General features: G+C 70.6%; 16 protein-coding genes. 7 read left to right on the top strand and 9 right to left on the bottom strand.

Going from position 1 to position 17250, the window contains the following annotated elements; genetic code table 11:
- Nucleotides 1–92 precede the first annotated feature (92 nt).
- The 4 genes from ACFVH5_RS13450 to ACFVH5_RS13435 all read left to right on the top strand — a co-directional run bounded on the left by ACFVH5_RS13450 (nucleotide 93) and on the right by ACFVH5_RS13435 (nucleotide 3373).
- Entirely contained in the window at nucleotides 93–314 is a 222-nt protein-coding gene (locus ACFVH5_RS13450) for a hypothetical protein (protein ID WP_385833714.1), read from the top strand.
- Between the two features lie 54 nt (nucleotides 315–368).
- On the top strand, nucleotides 369–1304 hold the full coding sequence (gene hemC, locus ACFVH5_RS13445; protein ID WP_107014963.1) for a hydroxymethylbilane synthase: 936 nt from the start codon (nucleotides 369–371) through the stop codon (nucleotides 1302–1304).
- 213 nt (nucleotides 1305–1517) lie between these two features.
- Nucleotides 1518–2087: a TetR/AcrR family transcriptional regulator gene (locus ACFVH5_RS13440; protein WP_384802821.1), complete on the top strand. Its 570-nt coding sequence runs from the start codon at nucleotides 1518–1520 to the stop codon at nucleotides 2085–2087.
- Nucleotides 2088–2134: 47 nt separating this feature from the next.
- Entirely contained in the window at nucleotides 2135–3373 is a 1239-nt protein-coding gene (locus tag ACFVH5_RS13435) for a GDSL-type esterase/lipase family protein (RefSeq protein WP_385833713.1), read from the top strand.
- 27 nt (nucleotides 3374–3400) lie between these two features.
- Here ACFVH5_RS13435 and ACFVH5_RS13430 read toward each other — a convergent pair whose 3' ends face one another.
- The 5 genes from ACFVH5_RS13430 to ACFVH5_RS13410 form a co-directional block, all read right to left on the bottom strand.
- A complete protein-coding gene (locus tag ACFVH5_RS13430) occupies nucleotides 3401–3847 on the bottom strand; it encodes an ATP-binding protein (protein WP_385833712.1) in 447 nt (148 codons plus the stop codon).
- A gap of 119 nt (nucleotides 3848–3966) precedes the next feature.
- Nucleotides 3967–4629 (bottom strand): YceI family protein, encoded by a 663-nt coding sequence (locus ACFVH5_RS13425; protein WP_384802830.1) that lies wholly within the window; start codon nucleotides 4627–4629, stop codon nucleotides 3967–3969.
- Nucleotides 4630–4861: 232 nt separating this feature from the next.
- Nucleotides 4862–6418 carry a hypothetical protein gene (locus ACFVH5_RS13420; RefSeq protein ID WP_385833711.1) on the bottom strand — a complete coding sequence of 519 codons (1557 nt, stop codon included), beginning with the start codon at nucleotides 6416–6418 and terminating at the stop codon, nucleotides 4862–4864.
- 92 nt (nucleotides 6419–6510) lie between these two features.
- Nucleotides 6511–8211 carry a hypothetical protein gene (locus ACFVH5_RS13415; RefSeq protein ID WP_385833710.1) on the bottom strand — a complete coding sequence of 567 codons (1701 nt, stop codon included), beginning with the start codon at nucleotides 8209–8211 and terminating at the stop codon, nucleotides 6511–6513.
- Nucleotides 8212–8472: 261 nt separating this feature from the next.
- Complete coding sequence (locus ACFVH5_RS13410) at nucleotides 8473–8790, bottom strand: hypothetical protein (protein ID WP_384802839.1); 318 nt, start codon at nucleotides 8788–8790, stop codon at nucleotides 8473–8475.
- 463 nt (nucleotides 8791–9253) lie between these two features.
- Here ACFVH5_RS13410 and ACFVH5_RS13405 point away from each other — a divergent pair, with 463 nt between their 5' ends.
- Nucleotides 9254–11812 (top strand): SpoIIE family protein phosphatase, encoded by a 2559-nt coding sequence (locus tag ACFVH5_RS13405; RefSeq protein ID WP_385833708.1) that lies wholly within the window; start codon nucleotides 9254–9256, stop codon nucleotides 11810–11812.
- A 30-nt stretch (nucleotides 11813–11842) separates the two neighbouring features.
- Here the strand turns inward: ACFVH5_RS13405 and ACFVH5_RS13400 are convergent, their stop codons facing one another.
- The 4 genes from ACFVH5_RS13400 to ACFVH5_RS13385 all read right to left on the bottom strand — a co-directional run bounded on the left by ACFVH5_RS13400 (nucleotide 11843) and on the right by ACFVH5_RS13385 (nucleotide 15312).
- Entirely contained in the window at nucleotides 11843–12613 is a 771-nt protein-coding gene (locus tag ACFVH5_RS13400) for a YqjF family protein (protein WP_385833706.1), read from the bottom strand.
- A gap of 95 nt (nucleotides 12614–12708) precedes the next feature.
- Nucleotides 12709–13140, bottom strand: a complete 432-nt coding sequence (locus tag ACFVH5_RS13395; protein WP_384802846.1) for a hypothetical protein — start codon at nucleotides 13138–13140, stop codon at nucleotides 12709–12711.
- Between the two features lie 122 nt (nucleotides 13141–13262).
- Nucleotides 13263–14792 (bottom strand): DEAD/DEAH box helicase, encoded by a 1530-nt coding sequence (locus ACFVH5_RS13390; protein WP_385833704.1) that lies wholly within the window; start codon nucleotides 14790–14792, stop codon nucleotides 13263–13265.
- Between the two features lie 316 nt (nucleotides 14793–15108).
- Nucleotides 15109–15312, bottom strand: a complete 204-nt coding sequence (locus ACFVH5_RS13385) for a cold-shock protein (protein ID WP_107014974.1) — start codon at nucleotides 15310–15312, stop codon at nucleotides 15109–15111.
- 338 nt (nucleotides 15313–15650) lie between these two features.
- Between ACFVH5_RS13385 and ACFVH5_RS13380 the strand changes: the two genes are divergently transcribed.
- Together ACFVH5_RS13380 and ACFVH5_RS13375 are read left to right on the top strand one after the other, a co-directional pair.
- Entirely contained in the window at nucleotides 15651–16724 is a 1074-nt protein-coding gene (locus tag ACFVH5_RS13380) for a dihydrodipicolinate reductase (protein ID WP_385833703.1), read from the top strand.
- 25 nt (nucleotides 16725–16749) lie between these two features.
- Entirely contained in the window at nucleotides 16750–17229 is a 480-nt protein-coding gene (locus ACFVH5_RS13375; protein WP_384802855.1) for a carboxymuconolactone decarboxylase family protein, read from the top strand.
- Nucleotides 17230–17250 lie beyond the last annotated feature (21 nt).

Raw genomic sequence — 17250 nt, 5'->3', positions numbered from 1 at the left:
GTCCCGGCACCCCTGCCCGGTGTGATGACCGGCGTGCCGCCCGGTGTGATGACCCTTCCGGTGGATCCGGCACCCGCGGGTACGCTGCCTGCATGACGCAGGAGCGGTCTCCGGAATCCGGGCCACGTGACGCCGCCACGGCCGCGTCGCCCGGCGCGGAGATCACCACGACGGACTGCCGCCAGTGCGGTGCCCAGGTGAGCGGGCTCAACAACCGGTACGCCTGCTCGTACTGCGGCTGGGTCAACCACTGGGCCGAGGGCTCCAACGTCCTGCCGTCGGCCGAGGACGACCCGGATCATCCCGGCCGCTGAGCCCGTACGGGCAAGGCGCACTTCCCGTGTGCCGCACGGTCTATCGTGGGGCGTATGCACGCTCCCGAGCTGATCCGCATCGTCTCCCGCGACTCGCCCATGGCCCTGGCGCAGGTGGCGCGCGTACGGGCCGAACTGGCCGCGCTCCACCCCGGAACGCGTACCGAGGTCGTCCCCGTGAAGACGACCGGCGACAAGTGGATGGGCGACCTCTCCCAGGTCGAGGGCAAGGGGGCGTTCACCAAGGAGGTCGACGCCGCGCTCCTCGCGGGCGAGGCCGATCTGGCGGTGCACTGCGTCAAGGACGTGCCCGCCGACCGCCCGCTTCCGGCGGGCACGATGTTCGCCGCGTTCCTCAAGCGGGACGACATCCGGGACGCGCTGATCCACCCGGGCGGGCTCACCCTCGACGAACTCCCGCCCGGCACACGGATCGGAACCTCGTCCGTACGCCGTGTCGCGCAGCTCGCCGCCTCCCGTCCGCACCTGCAGTGCGTGCCGTTCCGGGGCAACGCGAACCGGCGCCTGGCGAAGCTCGCCGCCGGTGAGGCGGACGCGCTGCTGCTCGCGGTCTCGGGCCTTGAGCGGATCGAACGCACCGATGTGATCACCGAGATCCTCTCCCCCGAGACGATGATGCCGCCGATCGGCGCGGGCATCCTGGCCCTCCAGTGCCGGGAGGGCGACACCACGGTGATCGACGCCGTCAGTGCGCTCGGCGACCCGGCCACCCATCGCGAGGCCACCGCCGAACGCATGTTCCTGCACGTCCTCCAGGGCCACTGCAACTCGCCGATCGCCGGTTACGCAACGGCGGAGCCGCGCGGTGAACTGTCCCTGCGCGCCTGCGTGTTCACGCCGGACGGCAAGACCCAACTCAACGCCCACGAATGGGCGGGCCGCCTGGACCCCGCCACCCTGGGCACCTCAGTGGCAGTAGCCCTCCTACGCCAGGGCGCCCGAGACCTGATCGACACGATCCCCCACTGACAAGCGGGGGCAGCCGACCGACCAGGGGCGCGGGGAACGGCGCAATCTTGTGGCTTTTAGCTTTTAGGGGCGCGGGGAACTGCGCGCTCAGCCCCCACCGACCCGCACCCGACAACACCCCCGCCGGAGGCACCCCCTCCCTGTAGGGCTCGACCATTTGCCTAACCCCTTTAGGTAAATGCATAATCGAGCCCTACAAACGGGAGGACCCCCATGGCCCGCGCAGGCCTGACAACGAAGCGCCTGATCCAAGCAGGCGCGGACCTCGCAGACGAAGCCGGCTTCGACCAGGTCACGGTCTCCGCCCTGGCCAGAAGATTCGACGTAAAGGTGGCCAGCCTCTACTCGCACCTGAAGAACTCCCAGGACCTCAAGACCGGCATCGCCCTGCTCGCCCTGGAAGAGCTCGCCGACCGAGGCGCCACCGCCCTGGCCGGACGCGCCGGCAAGGACGCCCTGATCGCCCTGGCGGACGTCTACCGCGACTACGCGAGAGAGCATCCCGGCCGCTACGCCGCCGCCCAGCTCAAGCTCACCCCCGAGGCCGCCGCCGCCAGCGCCGGAAGCAGGCACGCGCAGATGACCCGGGCCATCCTGCGCGGTTACGACCTCACGGAACCGGACCAGACCCACGCGGTCCGCCTCCTGGGCAGCGTCTTCCACGGTTACGTCAGCCTGGAGCTGAGCGGCGGATTCAGTCACAGCGCCCCGGACTCCCAGGAGACCTGGACCAGGATCCTCGACGCCCTAGACGCACTCCTGCGGAACTGGCCCGCCCAGTAGGCAGTCCCGCCCGGCAAGCCCCCCCCCGAATCGACAAGGTCGAAGCCATGCGCAGCGAGAACACCTCAGCCACCCCGACCGACAGCACACCTGACGGCTCAGCCGACCGGATCACCACACCCATCACCGCGGACCTCCTCCGAGGCGCCCTCGACCTGGAACGCACCGAGCACGGCGTGCTGCCGCACCGGCTGCCCGCCTGGGTCCGCGCCCAGTACGCCGACGGCCAGCTGGCCATGGCCGAGTCCCAGCCCTCGGGCGTACGGCTGGCCTTCCGCACCCGGGCCACCACCGTCGAACTGGACACGCTGCCCACCAAGCGCGTCTACACGGGCGCCCCGCCCCGCCCGGACGGCGTGTACGAACTGCTCGTCGACGGGGTACTGGCCGGCCGGGGCAGTGTGCGGGACGGCAACACCCTGACCGTCGACATGACCACGGGCAGCGCCGAACTGCGCACCGGCCCGGTGGGCACCGTCCGCTTCACCGACCTGCCCAAGGGCGACAGCGGCGACGCCAAGGACATCGAGATCTGGCTGCCGCACAACGAGACCACCGAGCTGGTCGCCCTGCGCACCGACGCCCCGGTCGAGCCCGCGACCGACCGGGGACGCAGGGTGTGGCTGCATCACGGCAGCTCCATCAGCCATGGTTCCGACGCCGCAGGGCCGACCTCGATCTGGCCGGCCCTCGCCGCCTCCCTCGGAGGTGTGGAGCTGATCAACCTGGGCCTCGGCGGCAGCGCGATGCTCGACCCGTTCACCGCCCGCACGCTCCGGGACACCCCCGCCGACCTGATCAGCGTGAAGATCGGCATCAACGTGGTCAACGCCGACGCGATGCGCATGCGGGCGTTCACCCCGGCCGTGCACGGTTTCCTCGACACGATCCGCGAAGGCCACCCGGACACACCGCTGTTGGTCGTCTCGCCGATCCTGTGCCCCATCCACGAGGACACTCCAGGTCCGAGCGCCCCGGACCTGGCCCACATGAGCGAGGGCCTGTTGAAGTTCGTGGCCATGGGTGATCCGGCGGAGACGGCGGCCGGGAAACTGACGCTGCGCGTCATCCGGGACGAACTGGCCCGGATCGTGGCCCAGCGGTCGAAAGAGGACCCGAACCTCCACCACCTCGACGGACTCCGCCTCTACGGCGAGACCGACTTCGCCGAACTGCCGCTGCCCGACGCGCTCCACCCGGACGCGGCCACCCATCGCCGTATCGGCGAACGCTTCGCGGCACAGGTCTTCACCGCCGAAGGCGCCTTCGCGCCGCACGAGGCCTGACACCCGGCAACGGCCGTCGCCGAGACCTCAGCGGTCCTCGCCCGCAAGGTCACCCCACAGATGCTCGTCCCCCGCGTCGGCGCCGACCGGGCGGAAGCAGGCGGTCACGACCTTGCCGTGCCGCTGGCAGCGCATCTCCCACTCGTCGGCGAGCATCCGCACGATCCCCACCCCTCGGCCGGACACGTCACCGGACTCCGGGTCCCGCTGTCGCGGCAGGGTCGGGTCCTCGTCGTGGACGCTCACATGGAGGCAGTCGCCGTCCCAGGTGAGTACCAGATGCGCGTCGCTGCGCGCGTGGATGTGGGCGTTGGTGAGCAGTTCGGAGACGGTCAGCACGACGGCGTCCACCGTGTCCGGCTCGTCCGCGGTCCACGGCAGGGACTCCAGATGCTCCCGTGTCCACTCCCGCCCGGCGCGCACACCGCCCGACACCGGAAACGAATGCGCCCAGCCCATCGCCTTGACCCCCACCGAATCACTCCTGTTCCCGCGGTCCGTACGTGCGTGTCCACGAACCAGGTACCCGGCAGGCGCGCAACCAGGCATCCGACCAGGTGTCGAGGAGCCGCGCGAGGGCGTTCGTCGGATGTTCAGCCGGGCTGCGGGGTGGTGCGGATGGCCGCGATGTCCAGCTGGAGGCGGACCTTGTCGCTCACCATGGCGCCGCCCTCGGCCAGCCTGGTGTTGTAGGTCAGGCCCCACTCGGAGCGGTTGATGGTGGTGGTGCCGTCGAAGCCGACGCGCTCGTAGCCGAACGGGTCGGTGACGTAGCCGATGTAGGTGAGTTCGAGGACGACGGGACGCGTCATGTCCTTGATGGTGAGGTCGCCGGTCATCCGGTAGACGTCGGGGGCCGCCAGTTTCACGGCGGTGCTGAGGAAGCGCATGTGTGGATAGGCGCCGGAGTCCAGGAAGTCACGGCCGGACACATGGCTGTCGCGCTGGTCCACGCCCGTGTCGACGCTGGCGGTGGACAGGATGATCTCGGCACCCGAGCGGGACGGGTCGCGGCCGTCGAAGAAGAGGCGGCTCTGGTAGTCCGTGAAGGCGCCCCGCACGGTCGTGACCATGGCGTGCCGGACGGAGAAGCCGATCCGGCTGTGCGCGGGGTCGATGACCCAGTTGCCGGTCAGGGTTCTCAGGTCCGGTTCCGACTGGCCGACCGGGGGAAAATCGGGTGGCCCGTCGGGCCGTTGCGGTTCGACGAGGGTGGCCGAGCGACGCGGAGAGGCACCTCGATTAAAAAGATTCATGACTCACCCAGCTATTGCGCAATAGATATGTATGCAAGCCAAACCAAGATCCACGAGTTTACCGGATTCGTACCCGCCGATTGGCCCGGCATCCCCGCCCGGCCAATGGGTCACAGAATCCACACACCCGTCACCAGGCCCGCAGAAGGCACTGAGTGCCTGGCCCGCACGGATCCGCCCCGGGATCAGCGCAATTCAGGCGCCCAGCGCATATCGCCCTTCTGATGTCGGGTCAGTAGCCGTACTTCGTCGTGTACGCGCATTCGGTGTAGATGTAGCCGGACGACAGTTTGGCGGTGTCCGAGGCCGGGGACTTTCCGAGACCGCTCTTCGATTTGTGCACGAAGTACGTCGTACCGACGGGCAGCCGGATGGTCCGCTGGGGGTAGTTCTTGCCGCTGTCGCTGCACGGCTTGAAGCCCAGCGTGATCGTGCTGGTCAGGGAGTAGGAGGTGCACTTCCCGCAGGCCTTGAGCGTGAAGCTGCCTGTCACCGGGCCCGTGTAGAGCACGGTGATGTCGTCGGGACTGTCGTTCTTGACGGTGACGGAGATGCTGCCACCGGACGCCGTGGTCGGCAGGCGCTTGCCCGCGGCGGGCACGGTCTGGGCGACCTCGGCGGCGATGACGATCTTCTTGGCGCGGGCCACGTTCTTGTGTCCACCGGCGTTCTTGACGAAGTCGTTCATGGTGGTGACGGCCTCGGCGAAACTGCCGTCCTTGTACTGGTCCACTCCGCAGTCGTACGTACCCGACTCCGCGCTCTTCTCCGCGCGGTCGGCGTTCTTGGTGAGGGCCTGGGTCTGTCCGACGTCCTCTCCCGGCAGTCCGACGATCTGGGAGTTGAGGGATTCGAGGCGCTCGACGGCCTTGCAGGGCTCGTCTCCGCGCACGTCCTTCACGGCCTTGTCGACGGCCGTCCCGACCGAGGGGCCCACCTTCGCGCTCTGTTCGGACCGCGGGAAGGTCCTGAGCAGTTCGCCGTAGTGCGTCGCCCAGTCCGCGGATCCGCCGGACAGGGACTGCGCGCCGCACTCGTAGAGCGAGGTGGCCAGCCGGTCGTCGGGCCATTTCGCCAGCGTGCCGAGGTCCTTCTCGTCCATGGTGCGCGGGACCGTACGCAGGTACTTCAGGGGCGCCACCGCGGTGCAGTAGTTCTTCTCCCCGTAGGCGGAGGCGACGGTGGTGTAGTAGGTCTTGAGCCGGTCGGGGACCCGCTCGGCCGCCCGCGAGCCGGGGTGGTCGCTGCGCAGACCGCTGTAGACGGTCAGGGCCCTGCGGTAGTCGGACTCCGCGTTCCCGAACTGCTGCCTTCCTGCCGCCCGGACCAGTTTGTCCGCGCGCTCCAGGCGGTCCAGGAGCATCTGTTCGGTGGCTTCGTCGCGTGCGCCGCCGTACAGGGCGACACCGCCGGCGGGCACGGCGAGGAGCACGATGCCGAGGACGACGGCGATCCAGGCCGCCGGCGGCCACATCAGCCGGGTCCGCAGCCCCACGACCGCGCCGTGGACGGCCGCGAGCGCGAGAAGGACGACGCACGCGACGAGGGCTCCGCCGGGCACACCGTCCGGGTCCGCGGGCAGCGCCACCAGGAGCAGGAGCGCGGTCGCGACCCAGCAGGCGGCCATCAGCCACCAGCGGCGCACCAGCGCGTAACCGAGTCCCAGTCCGCTGAGGTTCAGGAGCGCCACCCCGGCGGCTCTCCAGCCGTCCGCGGGCGCGGGCGGTGGCGCGGTCGGCATCGGCGGTACGACGAATCCGTCGCTGAAGTCATTGTGCTGCCAGGACATGACGGTTCCCCCCGGTCAATCACGTCCGAAGTTCTATGACTTGTCAGCGTACGGTCAGCCATAAGACGGCGACAAGAGGAAGCGGCGACCCGTCAGCAACAACCCGCGCCAGAAGCCCCGTTGACGGGTTCCGCCGTCCCGGAGGGCGCGTCGGCGGCGAGGCGGCAGAAGCACGACGCCTCGACCGGTACGTCCGCCACGGCCGCGGCGATCTTCAGTTGCTGGGCCACGATCCGCGCCTCCCCCGCCCTGCCCAGCCGGACGAGGCACTCGTGGAATCCGTGCAGGGCCCAGACGTTGCCGGGGTGGTGCAGAGCGCGGGGCAGTGTGTCGTCGAGTCCGAGGTCGGCCCGGTAGACCGCCTCCGCCTCGGCGACGCGCCCCTGGTCGAGGAGGAGGGCGCCGTACGCGTGCCGGGTCGGCTGCATCCACCCCCAGGGCTCGTCGTACGGAAGGTTGTCGTCCAGCTCGATCGACCGTTCCAGGGCGGCGAAGGCGGCTTCGAAGTTCCCCTTGCGGTACTCCAGTTCGCCGTCGAGCATCGCCGACGCGACCGCGAGGATGTCTGCGCAGGTGTTGTTGAACAGCATCCGGGTCTCCGGAACCCGCGTGACCGCCTCCCTGAACAGCGCGCGCTCGGTCTCGGCCCCGGCGATCCGGCCGGTGGCCGAGTACGCGACCCCGCGGGCGTAGTGGAGCATCGCGGTCGTCACGCAGTACAGCAACGGGTCGGCGGGCAGCGGCAGTTCCAGGATGTCGGCCCAGCGGCCGAACCGGATGAGGACGTGCACCCGCATGGCGAGGAAGCCCTCCAGCCAGTCCGCCATGGGCGGGCTCTGCACCCGTAGCAGCTCTTCCGGAATGGAGGCTTCGAGCTGGGCGGCGGTCTCCAGGGCGGTCCTCGACTGCCCGAGGAACATGGCCCCGTAGATCCTGAAGTGGTAGTTGTGCGAGCGGTACAGCGTGTAGAAGTTCATCGCCCCGGACCGTGCGAGGTACTTCTCGTCGGCGGCGATCGCCGTGCCGTTGTCGGCCACCACGCGCCGGTAGTCGCCGCAGAGCACGTCCAGATGGGTGGGCATGTGCTGGAGGTGGCCGGCGTCGGGCACCAGTCCGCGCAGCCGGTCCGCCGCGGGCAGCGCGGTCTCGGGGACCGAGGACATCTCCATCAGGTGGATGTACAGGTGCAGCAGCCCCGGGTGCCGTACGCCCGCGTCGGTGGCGAGCGCCCGCTCCAGCACCTCCTTGGCCTCCGCAGTGCGCGAGCCGTCGGCCGGCTCTCCCGTGCGCAGGTCCCACAGCTGCCAGGGGGTGAGGTTCATCAGCGCGTCGGCGTAGAGCGTGGCGACGTCCAGGTCGTCCGGGGCGAGTGCGTACACGGCGCGCATGCTGTCCGCGTAGGGCTCGTTCCACACCGAGCAGTCCTCGACGGCCTTCGCCTGCGGACAGCGGGCGCGCAGCGCGCCGATCAGGGCCTGTTCGACGGGGGTGGCGCCGGCCGCCTTCTCCTGGGCCAGCTCCACGGCGGCGTGCGTACGGTCGACGGTACGGACCAGGTCCTCGCCGTCGAAGAACTCCCAGGGTTTGTTGTAGTTCGGGCCGAGGGCGTAGGCGATGCCCCAGTGGGCCATGGCGCAGTCGGGGTCCGCAGCCGCGGCGGCCTCGAAGCAGGCGACGGCTTCCTCGTGGTGGAAGGCGTACGACCAGACCAGCCCGCGGTCGAACCACAGCTGGGCCTGAGAGGACTCGGTGGTCACCACGCGGCCGTGGGTACCGAGGTCGTAGTAGTCCATCCGCAACTCCTGCGCGTGCGCGGCCGAGGCCCCCGAAGATTGTGTGGCTCCGAGCCTAGAGGTGATGCGCGCGCATTTGTCCCGCTTCCCGGTGAGTGCCGCGGTCGGCCCGTCCCCCGTCGTGCCGGGGACGGACCGGAACCGGCTGTCCCGCCCTCAGGACTCCCGCCCTCAGGACTCGCGGTCTCAGAACGCGCGGTCTCAGAACGCGCAAGCTCAGAACGCGCAAGCTCAGAACGCGCAAGCTCAGAACGCGCAGGCTCAGAACTCGCGGTCGATGCCGGTCACGAAGGCCGGGCCCAGCGGAGCGTCCTTCTCGGGGAAGCCGCTGTCGCGCAGGGCCCGCGAGATCAGCTGGACCGCTTCGGCCTCGGCGCTCGCCTGGTCCGCCGCCTCGACCTCGATCCGGGCGGAGAACATGCCGCCCTCCTCGACCGTCAGCAGGCTCAGCTCCTCACTCTCCCCCAGGTCCGTGTTCTTCGGGTCCCTGGGACGGAGCCTGCGCTCGATGTCGGCGCGCGCGGCGTCCTCGACGCCGTTGACGAACGTGCCGGGGACGGTGATGACGTACGTGGTCATGGGACTCCTTACGAGGCTGCGCCGGGTCGTCGAGGGCGGGTACGGGCCGCACGGGACAGGCGGTCCGCGACGAACTCCGCGGTTGTCCTGATCCCATGTGGTCGCTCCCTCGACCGGATCCGCTCCGTGATCTGCTCCATGAGCTGTTCCGGTCCACCTCTCCCGGCTCGTATGTGATCCACGTTCCACGTTCCCCTCCTTCGGCGGGAAATGCGGACTGTTCCGCGCGGCGGGCCGACAAGGCACCCGACCAGCCTCTTCTGCCCGTACCTCGTGCGGTCCGGTGCCAGGGCCGGGTGAATCGGGGAACAGCAGTCCCCACCGGACGCCCACGGTTCGCGTACACCCCGGTAGCCTCATCGAATTCACGCGCACAGTGCCTCTCCCGGGTGCAGGCGGGGGGCCTCGTGGCGCATTCTTGCTGTGTCAGCCACCCGGGCGGCGCACGGACGAGGTAGGGCCGATGACTGGGAGAGCCGAGCACGAGACCCGGATCCCCGGACGCCTGGACCCGCTGCTCACCGGGATCACCACGGAGGCGATCAGCGCGGCCGGCGGCTTCGCGGGCGGTGTGTACCTGCGCTCCGGCACACCGGGGCTGCTGCGGCTCGCCGTGCTCTCCGGGCTGCCGGGACCGCTGTTCCGCCCCTGGTGGCGGCTGCACGTGGACCGCAGGTTCCCCGTGGCGGACGCCTTCCGGCTGGGCGTCCAGGTGGTGCTCGCGGACGCGACAGAAACGATGCGGCGCTATCCCCAGTTCGCGGCGAGCCTGCCGTTCCAGTTCGGCTCCCTGTACGTACCGGTCGTGGGCAGGTCGACGACGTACGGCGTACTGACCATCCTGCGGCCCTCCGCCTCGGACGCCACCGAGGTCCTGCCCGACCGTGACCGCATGGCGCAGCTGGCCGAGGACCTGGGCCAGGCCCTGTGGAAGCTGGAGGAGGACGGTGAGCCGGACATCGCCTGGGACGGCGAACCGCTCTGCGTACGGCCACCGGCCACGCATCCTCCCTCCGGGCGCATCGGACGGTTCACCTGGGATCCGGTGTCCGACGTCGTGACCGCGGACAGCCGTCTGCACGCCCTGCTCGGTGTGGCGCCGGGCAGATGCACGGACACCCCGCAGGCGCTCGCGGACGCCGTGGCCGCCGCCGACTCCCATCAGGTGCTGACCGCGTTACGGGAGACCGCCGCGGGCCGACCACCACCCCTTCCCCTGCCGGTGCACGCGTCCGACGGCGGCCTGCGGCTGCTGGAACTGTGGAATCCGGAGGACACGGCCGTCTCGCCCGGACCGTGCGCGGTCCGCGGCCTCGTCCTCGACCCGGACATCGGGTCGGCGGCGGACGGAGCGGCCGATCTGCTCCCCGAGGGGGTGTTCTGCCTCGACCGGCTGGGGCTCATCGTCTACGCGAACGAGCAGGCCGCCCGGCTCCTGGGCCGCCCGCGGACGCGCCTCCTGGGCCGTCCCCTGGGCGAGGAGGTGCCGTGGCTGGAGCGCTCCGCCTACGAGGACCATCTGCGCGAGGCACTGCTGTCGCTGGAGCCGGTGCACTTCCACGTCGTACGTCCCCTGCGGTACGGCGAGGACTCGGCCCCGGAGTTCCACGGGGGCGGTGACTGGCTCGCGGTCTCCGTCTATCCCGGGCCCGACATCCTGACCTGCACCGTCGTGCCCGCCAACCGGATGGCCGACCCGGTTCCCGGACTCGCGCCGCCGTCCGAGGGGTCCTCGGCGGCCGGTGTGCCCCTGCCCGACGGGGCCGCCGCCAAGGTGACCTCCATGGCGCCGCTGTACCGGCCGATCGTCCTCGCGATCGCGCTGACCGAGGCGGTCACCGCGCGCCAGGTGTCCGCGGTCGTGATGCAGGAGCTGCTGCCCGCCTTCGGGGGCGGCCGGCTCGCCATCTATCTGCTCCAGGACCGGCACCTCTACCTGGCCTGGGAGACGGGCTTCCCGCAGGGGTTCCTCGCGCCGTTCGAAGGCGTCGGCCTCGACGCGCGGCTGCCGGGGGTGGAGACCCTCACCAGTGGCCGCCCGCTCTTCTTCGAGTCGATGCAGCAGCTCGCGACCGCCTACCCGGGCGTCCCCCTCGACGCGACCGAGGGCTCCCGCGCCTTCCTGCCCCTGATCGCCTCCGGGCGTCCGGTCGGCTCCTGCATCCTGGGCTTCGACCGCCCCCGCGGCTTCAGCACCGAGGAACGTACGGTGCTCACGGCCCTCGCCGGGCTGATCGCGCACGCCATGGAGAAGGCCCAGCGCTACGACACCGAGGCCGCCCTCGCCCGCGGGCTGCAGCAGGCGCTTCTCCCCCGCCGCCTCTCCGCCCACCCGCGGGTGGAGACGGTCGGGCGCTATCTGCCGGGCACGCAGGGCATGGAGGTGGGAGGGGACTGGTACGACGTCGTCGAGTCGGGCGACGGGCTCGCGCTGGTCATCGGCGACGTCCAGGGGCACGGTGTCCAGGCCGCCGCCACGATGGGTCAACTGCGCAGCGCCGTACGGGCCTTCGCGCTCGGTGACCGGCCGCCGGACGAGGTCATGAGCGGCACCAACCATCTGCTGATCGACCTCGATCCCGGTCTGTTCGCCAGCTGCTGCTACATCCGTCTCGATCCGCTCACCGGTCAGGCCCGGGTGGCCCGGGCCGGTCATCCGCCGCCGATCCTGCGCTTCCCGGACGGCCGCACGCATGTCCTGGAGATCCCCGGCGGTGTCGTCCTCGGGGTGGATCCGCAGGCCCGGTACCCGGTGACGGAACTGCACCTGGAGCCCGGCGCGATCCTCGCGCTCTACACGGACGGCCTGGTCGAGACACCCGGCGTCGACATCGACGAGGGGATCACCGCGCTGCGTGTCGCCCTGGCCCGGGCGGGCTCCCCCGCCGGCCGCCCCGGGGGCCGCTCGCTCGCGGGGGTCGCCGACCGGCTCACCGCGAAGGCCCGCCACGTGGCCAACCGCCCGGACGACATAGCGCTCCTGCTCGCCACCCGCCGCGCGAAGCCCGACCGCCACCGCTGACCGCCCGGTCATCCGCTCCGGGACCGGCCCTCATCGGCGCGGCGGGCCCGTCGTCGCGCGGCCGAGGCGTACGGGGACTCCCGGTGAGTACAGCACGCTCACCGGCTCGCCCGTCGGCGCCGGCAGACCGGCCGAGCCGACGAGGTTCTCCTCGCACTCGACCAGCGTCGCGCGGTGCAGCGGCCAGCGCGGATGGTCGTTCGGCAGGAACCCGGCGTCGCCGAAGAACGGCTTGTGCATGCCCCACCGGGCGGTGAGGAAGTGTTCGAGGCCGGTCGGTTCCGCTATCCGCTCCCCCGGCCTGACGACGAGGCGGCTGTAGACGCCCCGCGGGCCCGGCAGACGCCGCGCGCTGGCGTAGGCGACCGTGTCCTGGCCGGTCCGCACGGACATGCGGGACCACACGTAGGGCAGGCGGAAGCCGAGGCGGCCCATGAGCACCGGTACGAGCCGGGAGGCGTCCATGGACCGGAAGACCACACCGCGCCGCCCGTACGCGTCGACCGAGTACAGCCGCACGTTGGTCTCCGGGAAGGAGCCGAAGTAGGGCACGCCGGGCAGTCGCAGCCAGCCCACCCGGTGCATACGGAAGGCGACCAGGCCGACGTAGGTGACGCCGTCGAAGGTGTCAGGGGTGGTTCCGGCCGGCAGCAGCCCCGCCACGGCCGCCGGATCCACGGCCCAGTGCACGAAGGTCAGGTCCAGCCACTGCTGGGTGAGCAGGGGTCGGCGCAGCAGGACCGGGGCGTCGGGCGTGATGGGTTCCGGCGCGGACGAAGTGATCGACACGGGCGACAGCATCGCAGGGCCGTGCCCCGGGCACGGCGAGAACCCGTGCCGTGTGACGCGTCTGGCACGGGACGGGTGCGGTGCGGTGCGGTGCGGGACAGCCGACGTCAGACGTCGGTGGGCAGACCGCTCACCTCGGCGATGCCGCGCAGTTCCTCGTCCTGGCGCTGGCGCTCCCCGATGAAGTCGGCGATCTCCTGGCACCGGGCGGGATCGGCCGCGGTGCCCGAGTCGGTCACGACCCTGACGGGTCCGCCCTCCTCGGTCTCGATCTCGACGATCTGGTTGTCCATGCGCCCGGTGACGGCGACCGCCACGACGAGGGACGCCTCGTCACGGACCTCCTGCGAGACCTTGGAGCCCTCCTCGCCGTCGAGGCTCAGCTCGATGGGTCCGGCGCGTTGCTCCTGCATCGCTTCGAGGACGGGTTCGACCATGCGCAGCAGCATCGCGTAGTCCGTCGGGTTCATACGGACACGCAGCAGATCGAGGTAAAGGTCCACGGGGCGGCTTTCCGGCGGAAACTCTGATTCAGTCATGGGACTCGACTTCCCCGATGTGGGCAATGTGATCGCATCTGCGTCCAGAATGGTGGATCTCCGCGCTCGCCGCCGCTCGAAGCGCCCGCCCCTCGCACAAACGTGCGTTTCGACCGTCCGGTTCACGCGCCCCGGCGGATCCGGGCGGCCTTGCGGGCCTCCGCGGTCTGACGCGCTTCGGCCGTCCTGCGGGACTCGCCACCGGCACGGCCCGGACGGGTGCCCATGCCCCGGAAGGGGGCACCGCCGCGCGGGGGACGCTCCGCGGTCTGCCCGCTCCCGGCGACGGGGACACCGGAGGGCTTCTGGGCGCCGGTGATACGGCTCAGCTCGGCCTCGCCGGAGCGGACCTGGGTGACCTGCGGGCGGATACGGGCGTCGGACATCAGGCGGGTCATGTCGCGCCGCTGATTGGGCATGACCAGCGTGACGACACTGCCGGACTCGCCCGCGCGCGCCGTACGGCCGCCGCGGTGCAGGTAGTCCTTGTGGTCGGCGGGCGGGTCGACGTTGACGACGAGGTCGAGATCGTCGACGTGGATGCCGCGGGCCGCGACGTTGGTCGCCACCAGCACGGTGACCGCGCCGCTCTTGAACTGGGCCAGGGTGCGGTTGCGCTGGGGCTGCGACTTGCCGCCGTGCAGGGCCCCGGCCTTCACACCGCTGCCGAGCAGGTGCTTGGTGAACTGGTCGACGGCGTGCTTGGTGTCGAGGAACATCAGCACGCGTCCGTCGCGGGCGGCGATCTCCGTGGCGGTGGCGTACTTGTCCGCCCCGTGCACGTACAGCACGTGGTGCTCCATCGTGGTGACGGCACCGGCCGACGGGTCGACCGAGTGGACCACCGGATCGTGGAGGTAGCCGCGGACCAGGAGGTCGATGTTGCGGTCCAGCGTCGCGGAGAACAGCATCCGCTGCCCCTCCGGCTTCACCATGTCGAGGAGGGCGGTGACCTGGGGCATGAAGCCCATGTCGGCCATCTGGTCCGCCTCGTCCAGGACCGTGATGCCGACCCGGTCCAGACGGCAGTCCTTGCGCTCGACGAGGTCCGTGAGACGGCCGGGGGTCGCGACGACGACCTCGGCGCCGGAACGCAGCGCACCGGCCTGCCGGCCGATCGACATCCCGCCGACCACGGTGGCCATCCGCAGCTTCAGCGCCCGGGCGTACGGCGTGAGCGCGTCGGTGACCTGCTGGGCCAGCTCACGGGTGGGGACGAGGACCAGGGCGAGCGGCTTCTTCGGCTCGGCGCGCCGTCCGGCCGTGCGGACGAGGAGGGCCAGGCCGAAGGCGAGCGTCTTGCCCGAGCCGGTGCGGCCACGGCCCAGCACGTCGCGGCCCGCGAGGGAGTTGGGCAGCGTGGCGGCCTGGATCGGGAAGGGCTCCACCACGCCGAGGCCGGTGAGCGTCTCCAGCAGCTCGGCGGGCAGGCCCAGTTCGGCGAAGGTCGACACCGCCGGGAGGGCGGGGGTGAGGGTGGCGGGCGGCGCGAACTCCCCCTGCAACGCTGCGGGCCGCCGTCCGCTGCCGCCGGAGCGGCCGACGGGGCGCCCCTGGCCCTGCGAGCGGGACCGGCCGCCGCGGTCGGAGCCGCCGAAGCCGTCCTTGCGGTTGTTTGAGAAACGATCATTCGTACGAGCTGAGCGGTTCATGAAGAACCTTCCTCGATATGGCACGTATCGAGGAATTCTCGGCGTGTACGAGCCGAACGAATTGCAAGAACGAGCCGGATGCAAGATAAGAGCAGGCCTGCCCAGCCGACTCGGCACACCGTAAGACGGTGTCGGGCGGCGGGAATCCCCGGAATGGAGAAGGGGGCGGATCAAAGGGCCGGATCGGGAGTGCGGAGAACGCGTGGACCGGACCGGCCGTCGGTGGGCCCGCGGGGCGGTCCCCCAGGCCTTTGAAAAAGCAACAAGCTGGGGCCCCACGCTAAGTGGGACCCCAGCTGCCTTGTGCGCTACAACATCAGGCAGGAACGATGTTCTCCGCCTGCGGGCCCTTCTGGCCCTGCGTGACGTCGAAGGTCACCTTCTGGCCTTCCTGGAGCTCGCGGAAGCCCTGGGTGGCGATGTTCGAGTAGTGGGCGAAGACGTCGGGGCCGCCGCCGTCCTGCTCGATAAAGCCGAAGCCCTTTTCCGAGTTGAACCACTTCACGGTTCCACTAGCCATGTCATATCCCTTTCGGGGCAGTACCCGGGGGCCCGCACTGTGTGGACCCCTGTGACGCCGCAATTGACCCCGTCCGGAATGGAACGCCGGAAATACAAAAGTGCCCGACGAATACGAATTCGCCTGCGGCACTTGAAGTGTGCGGGAACTACAACTGCAACTCGATCAAGACTATCACGGAGGGCCCGTCAGGCAACGGCACGGCGGCACCGCCGGAAAACCGTTACCTACGGACATCCGACACCCGTGAAGCCTCACGGGAGCGCGCCGCGCGAAGTGGCGGGCGAGGTCCGCGCAGGACTATGGAAACTGACGACTCGTCAGGTTACGCTCCGCGCATGATTCCCACGGTGGTCTGGGGTACCGGCAATGTCGGCCGCGCCGCGATCCGTGCGGTCGAGGCCCATCCGGCGCTCGATCTCGCGGCCGTGCTCGTCCACAGCCCCGACAAGGTCGGGCGCGACGCGGGCGAGCTCGGCGGTCTCGGCCGGGGCCTCGGTGTCCCGGCGACCGACGACGTCGACGCCGTACTGGCCGCGGCCCCCGGCGCCGTCGTGTACGCGGCCTCGGGCGACATCCGGCCCGACGAGGCGCTGGCCGACATCGGCAGGGCGATCCGCGGCGGCGCCGTGGTCGTCACACCGTCCCTCTATCCGCTCTACGACCAGCGCAACGCCCCACCCGAGTTCCGTGACCCCGTACTGGCCGCCGTCGCGGACGGCGGCGGGTCGCTGTTCGTCTCCGGCGTCGACCCCGGCTGGGGCAACGACGTCCTGCCCCTGCTGATGAGCGGTCTCGGCACGGTCGTCGACGGCATCCGCTGCCAGGAGATCTTCGACTACTCCACGTACGAGCAGGAGGAGTCGGTGCGGTTCCTGGTCGGGATGGGGCAGCCGATGGACTACGAGCCGCTGATGCTCGCCCCGTCGATCCCGACCATGGTGTGGGGCGGGCAGATACGGCTGATGGCCCGCGCCCTGGGTGTCGAGGTCGACGAGATCCGCGAGACCCTGCAGCGCCGCCCGCTCGACACCACCGTGAGCACCCGGACGATGGGCGAGTTCGAGGCCGGCACCCAGGGCGCGGTGCGCTTCGAGGTGCAGGGGGTCGTCGAGGGCGAGCCCCGGATCGTGATCGAGCACGTCACCCGGATCCATCCGTCCTGCGCGCCGGACTGGCCGGTTCCGCCGAACGGCGACGGGGCCCATCGCGTGATCATCGAGGGCCGCCCGCGGATCGAGATCACCGTCGAGGCGACCGACGAGGGCGAGAACCGGTCCGCGGGCGGGAACGCCACGGCGGTCGGCCGGCTGGTGGGTGCCATCGAGTGGCTCGTGGCCGCGGAGCCAGGACTGTACGACGCGCTCGACGTCCCGCTGCTTCCGGCGGTCGGAAGGCTCGGCAGGAAGTGACACCGCGCACGCGAAGGAGTCCCGGATGAACGTCGACATTCCCGAGGGCAGGAACGCGATCGAGTACGTGTGGGGCGACCTCGTCCCCGGTATCGGGCCCGCCGCCGCGAACTTCTCGCTGGCCGTCTACGCCCATACGACCCTGGGGCTGCGCGAGTTCGAGGCCGCGCGGCTGCGGATCGCGCAGATCAACGGCTGCCTCTTCTGCCTCGACTGGCGGACCGAGCGGGACGGGCTCAAGGTCGAGGAGGAGTTCGCCGACGCGGTGGCGAAGTGGCGTACGACCGACGCCTTCGACGAGCGCACCCGCCTCGCCGCCGAGTACGCGGAGCGGTACACCCTGGACCATCACGGCCTCGACGAGGAGTTCTGGGACCGGATGACCGCGCACTACAGCCAGGCCGAGATCGTGGAACTCACCATGAGTCTCGGATCGTGGCTGGCGTTCGGACGGCTCAACCGCGTGCTGGGGCTCGACGCCATGTGCGTACTGCCGGGGCACTGAGCCGGCGGTCCGGGGCCGTCC

Origin of the sequence: Streptomyces sp. NPDC127119, from assembly GCF_042677425.1 — a bacterium.
In the GTDB taxonomy this organism is placed as follows: domain Bacteria; phylum Actinomycetota; class Actinomycetes; order Streptomycetales; family Streptomycetaceae; genus Streptomyces.
Note: the sequence above shows the minus strand (reverse complement) of the source record. Positions and strands in the feature narration are given on the sequence as shown.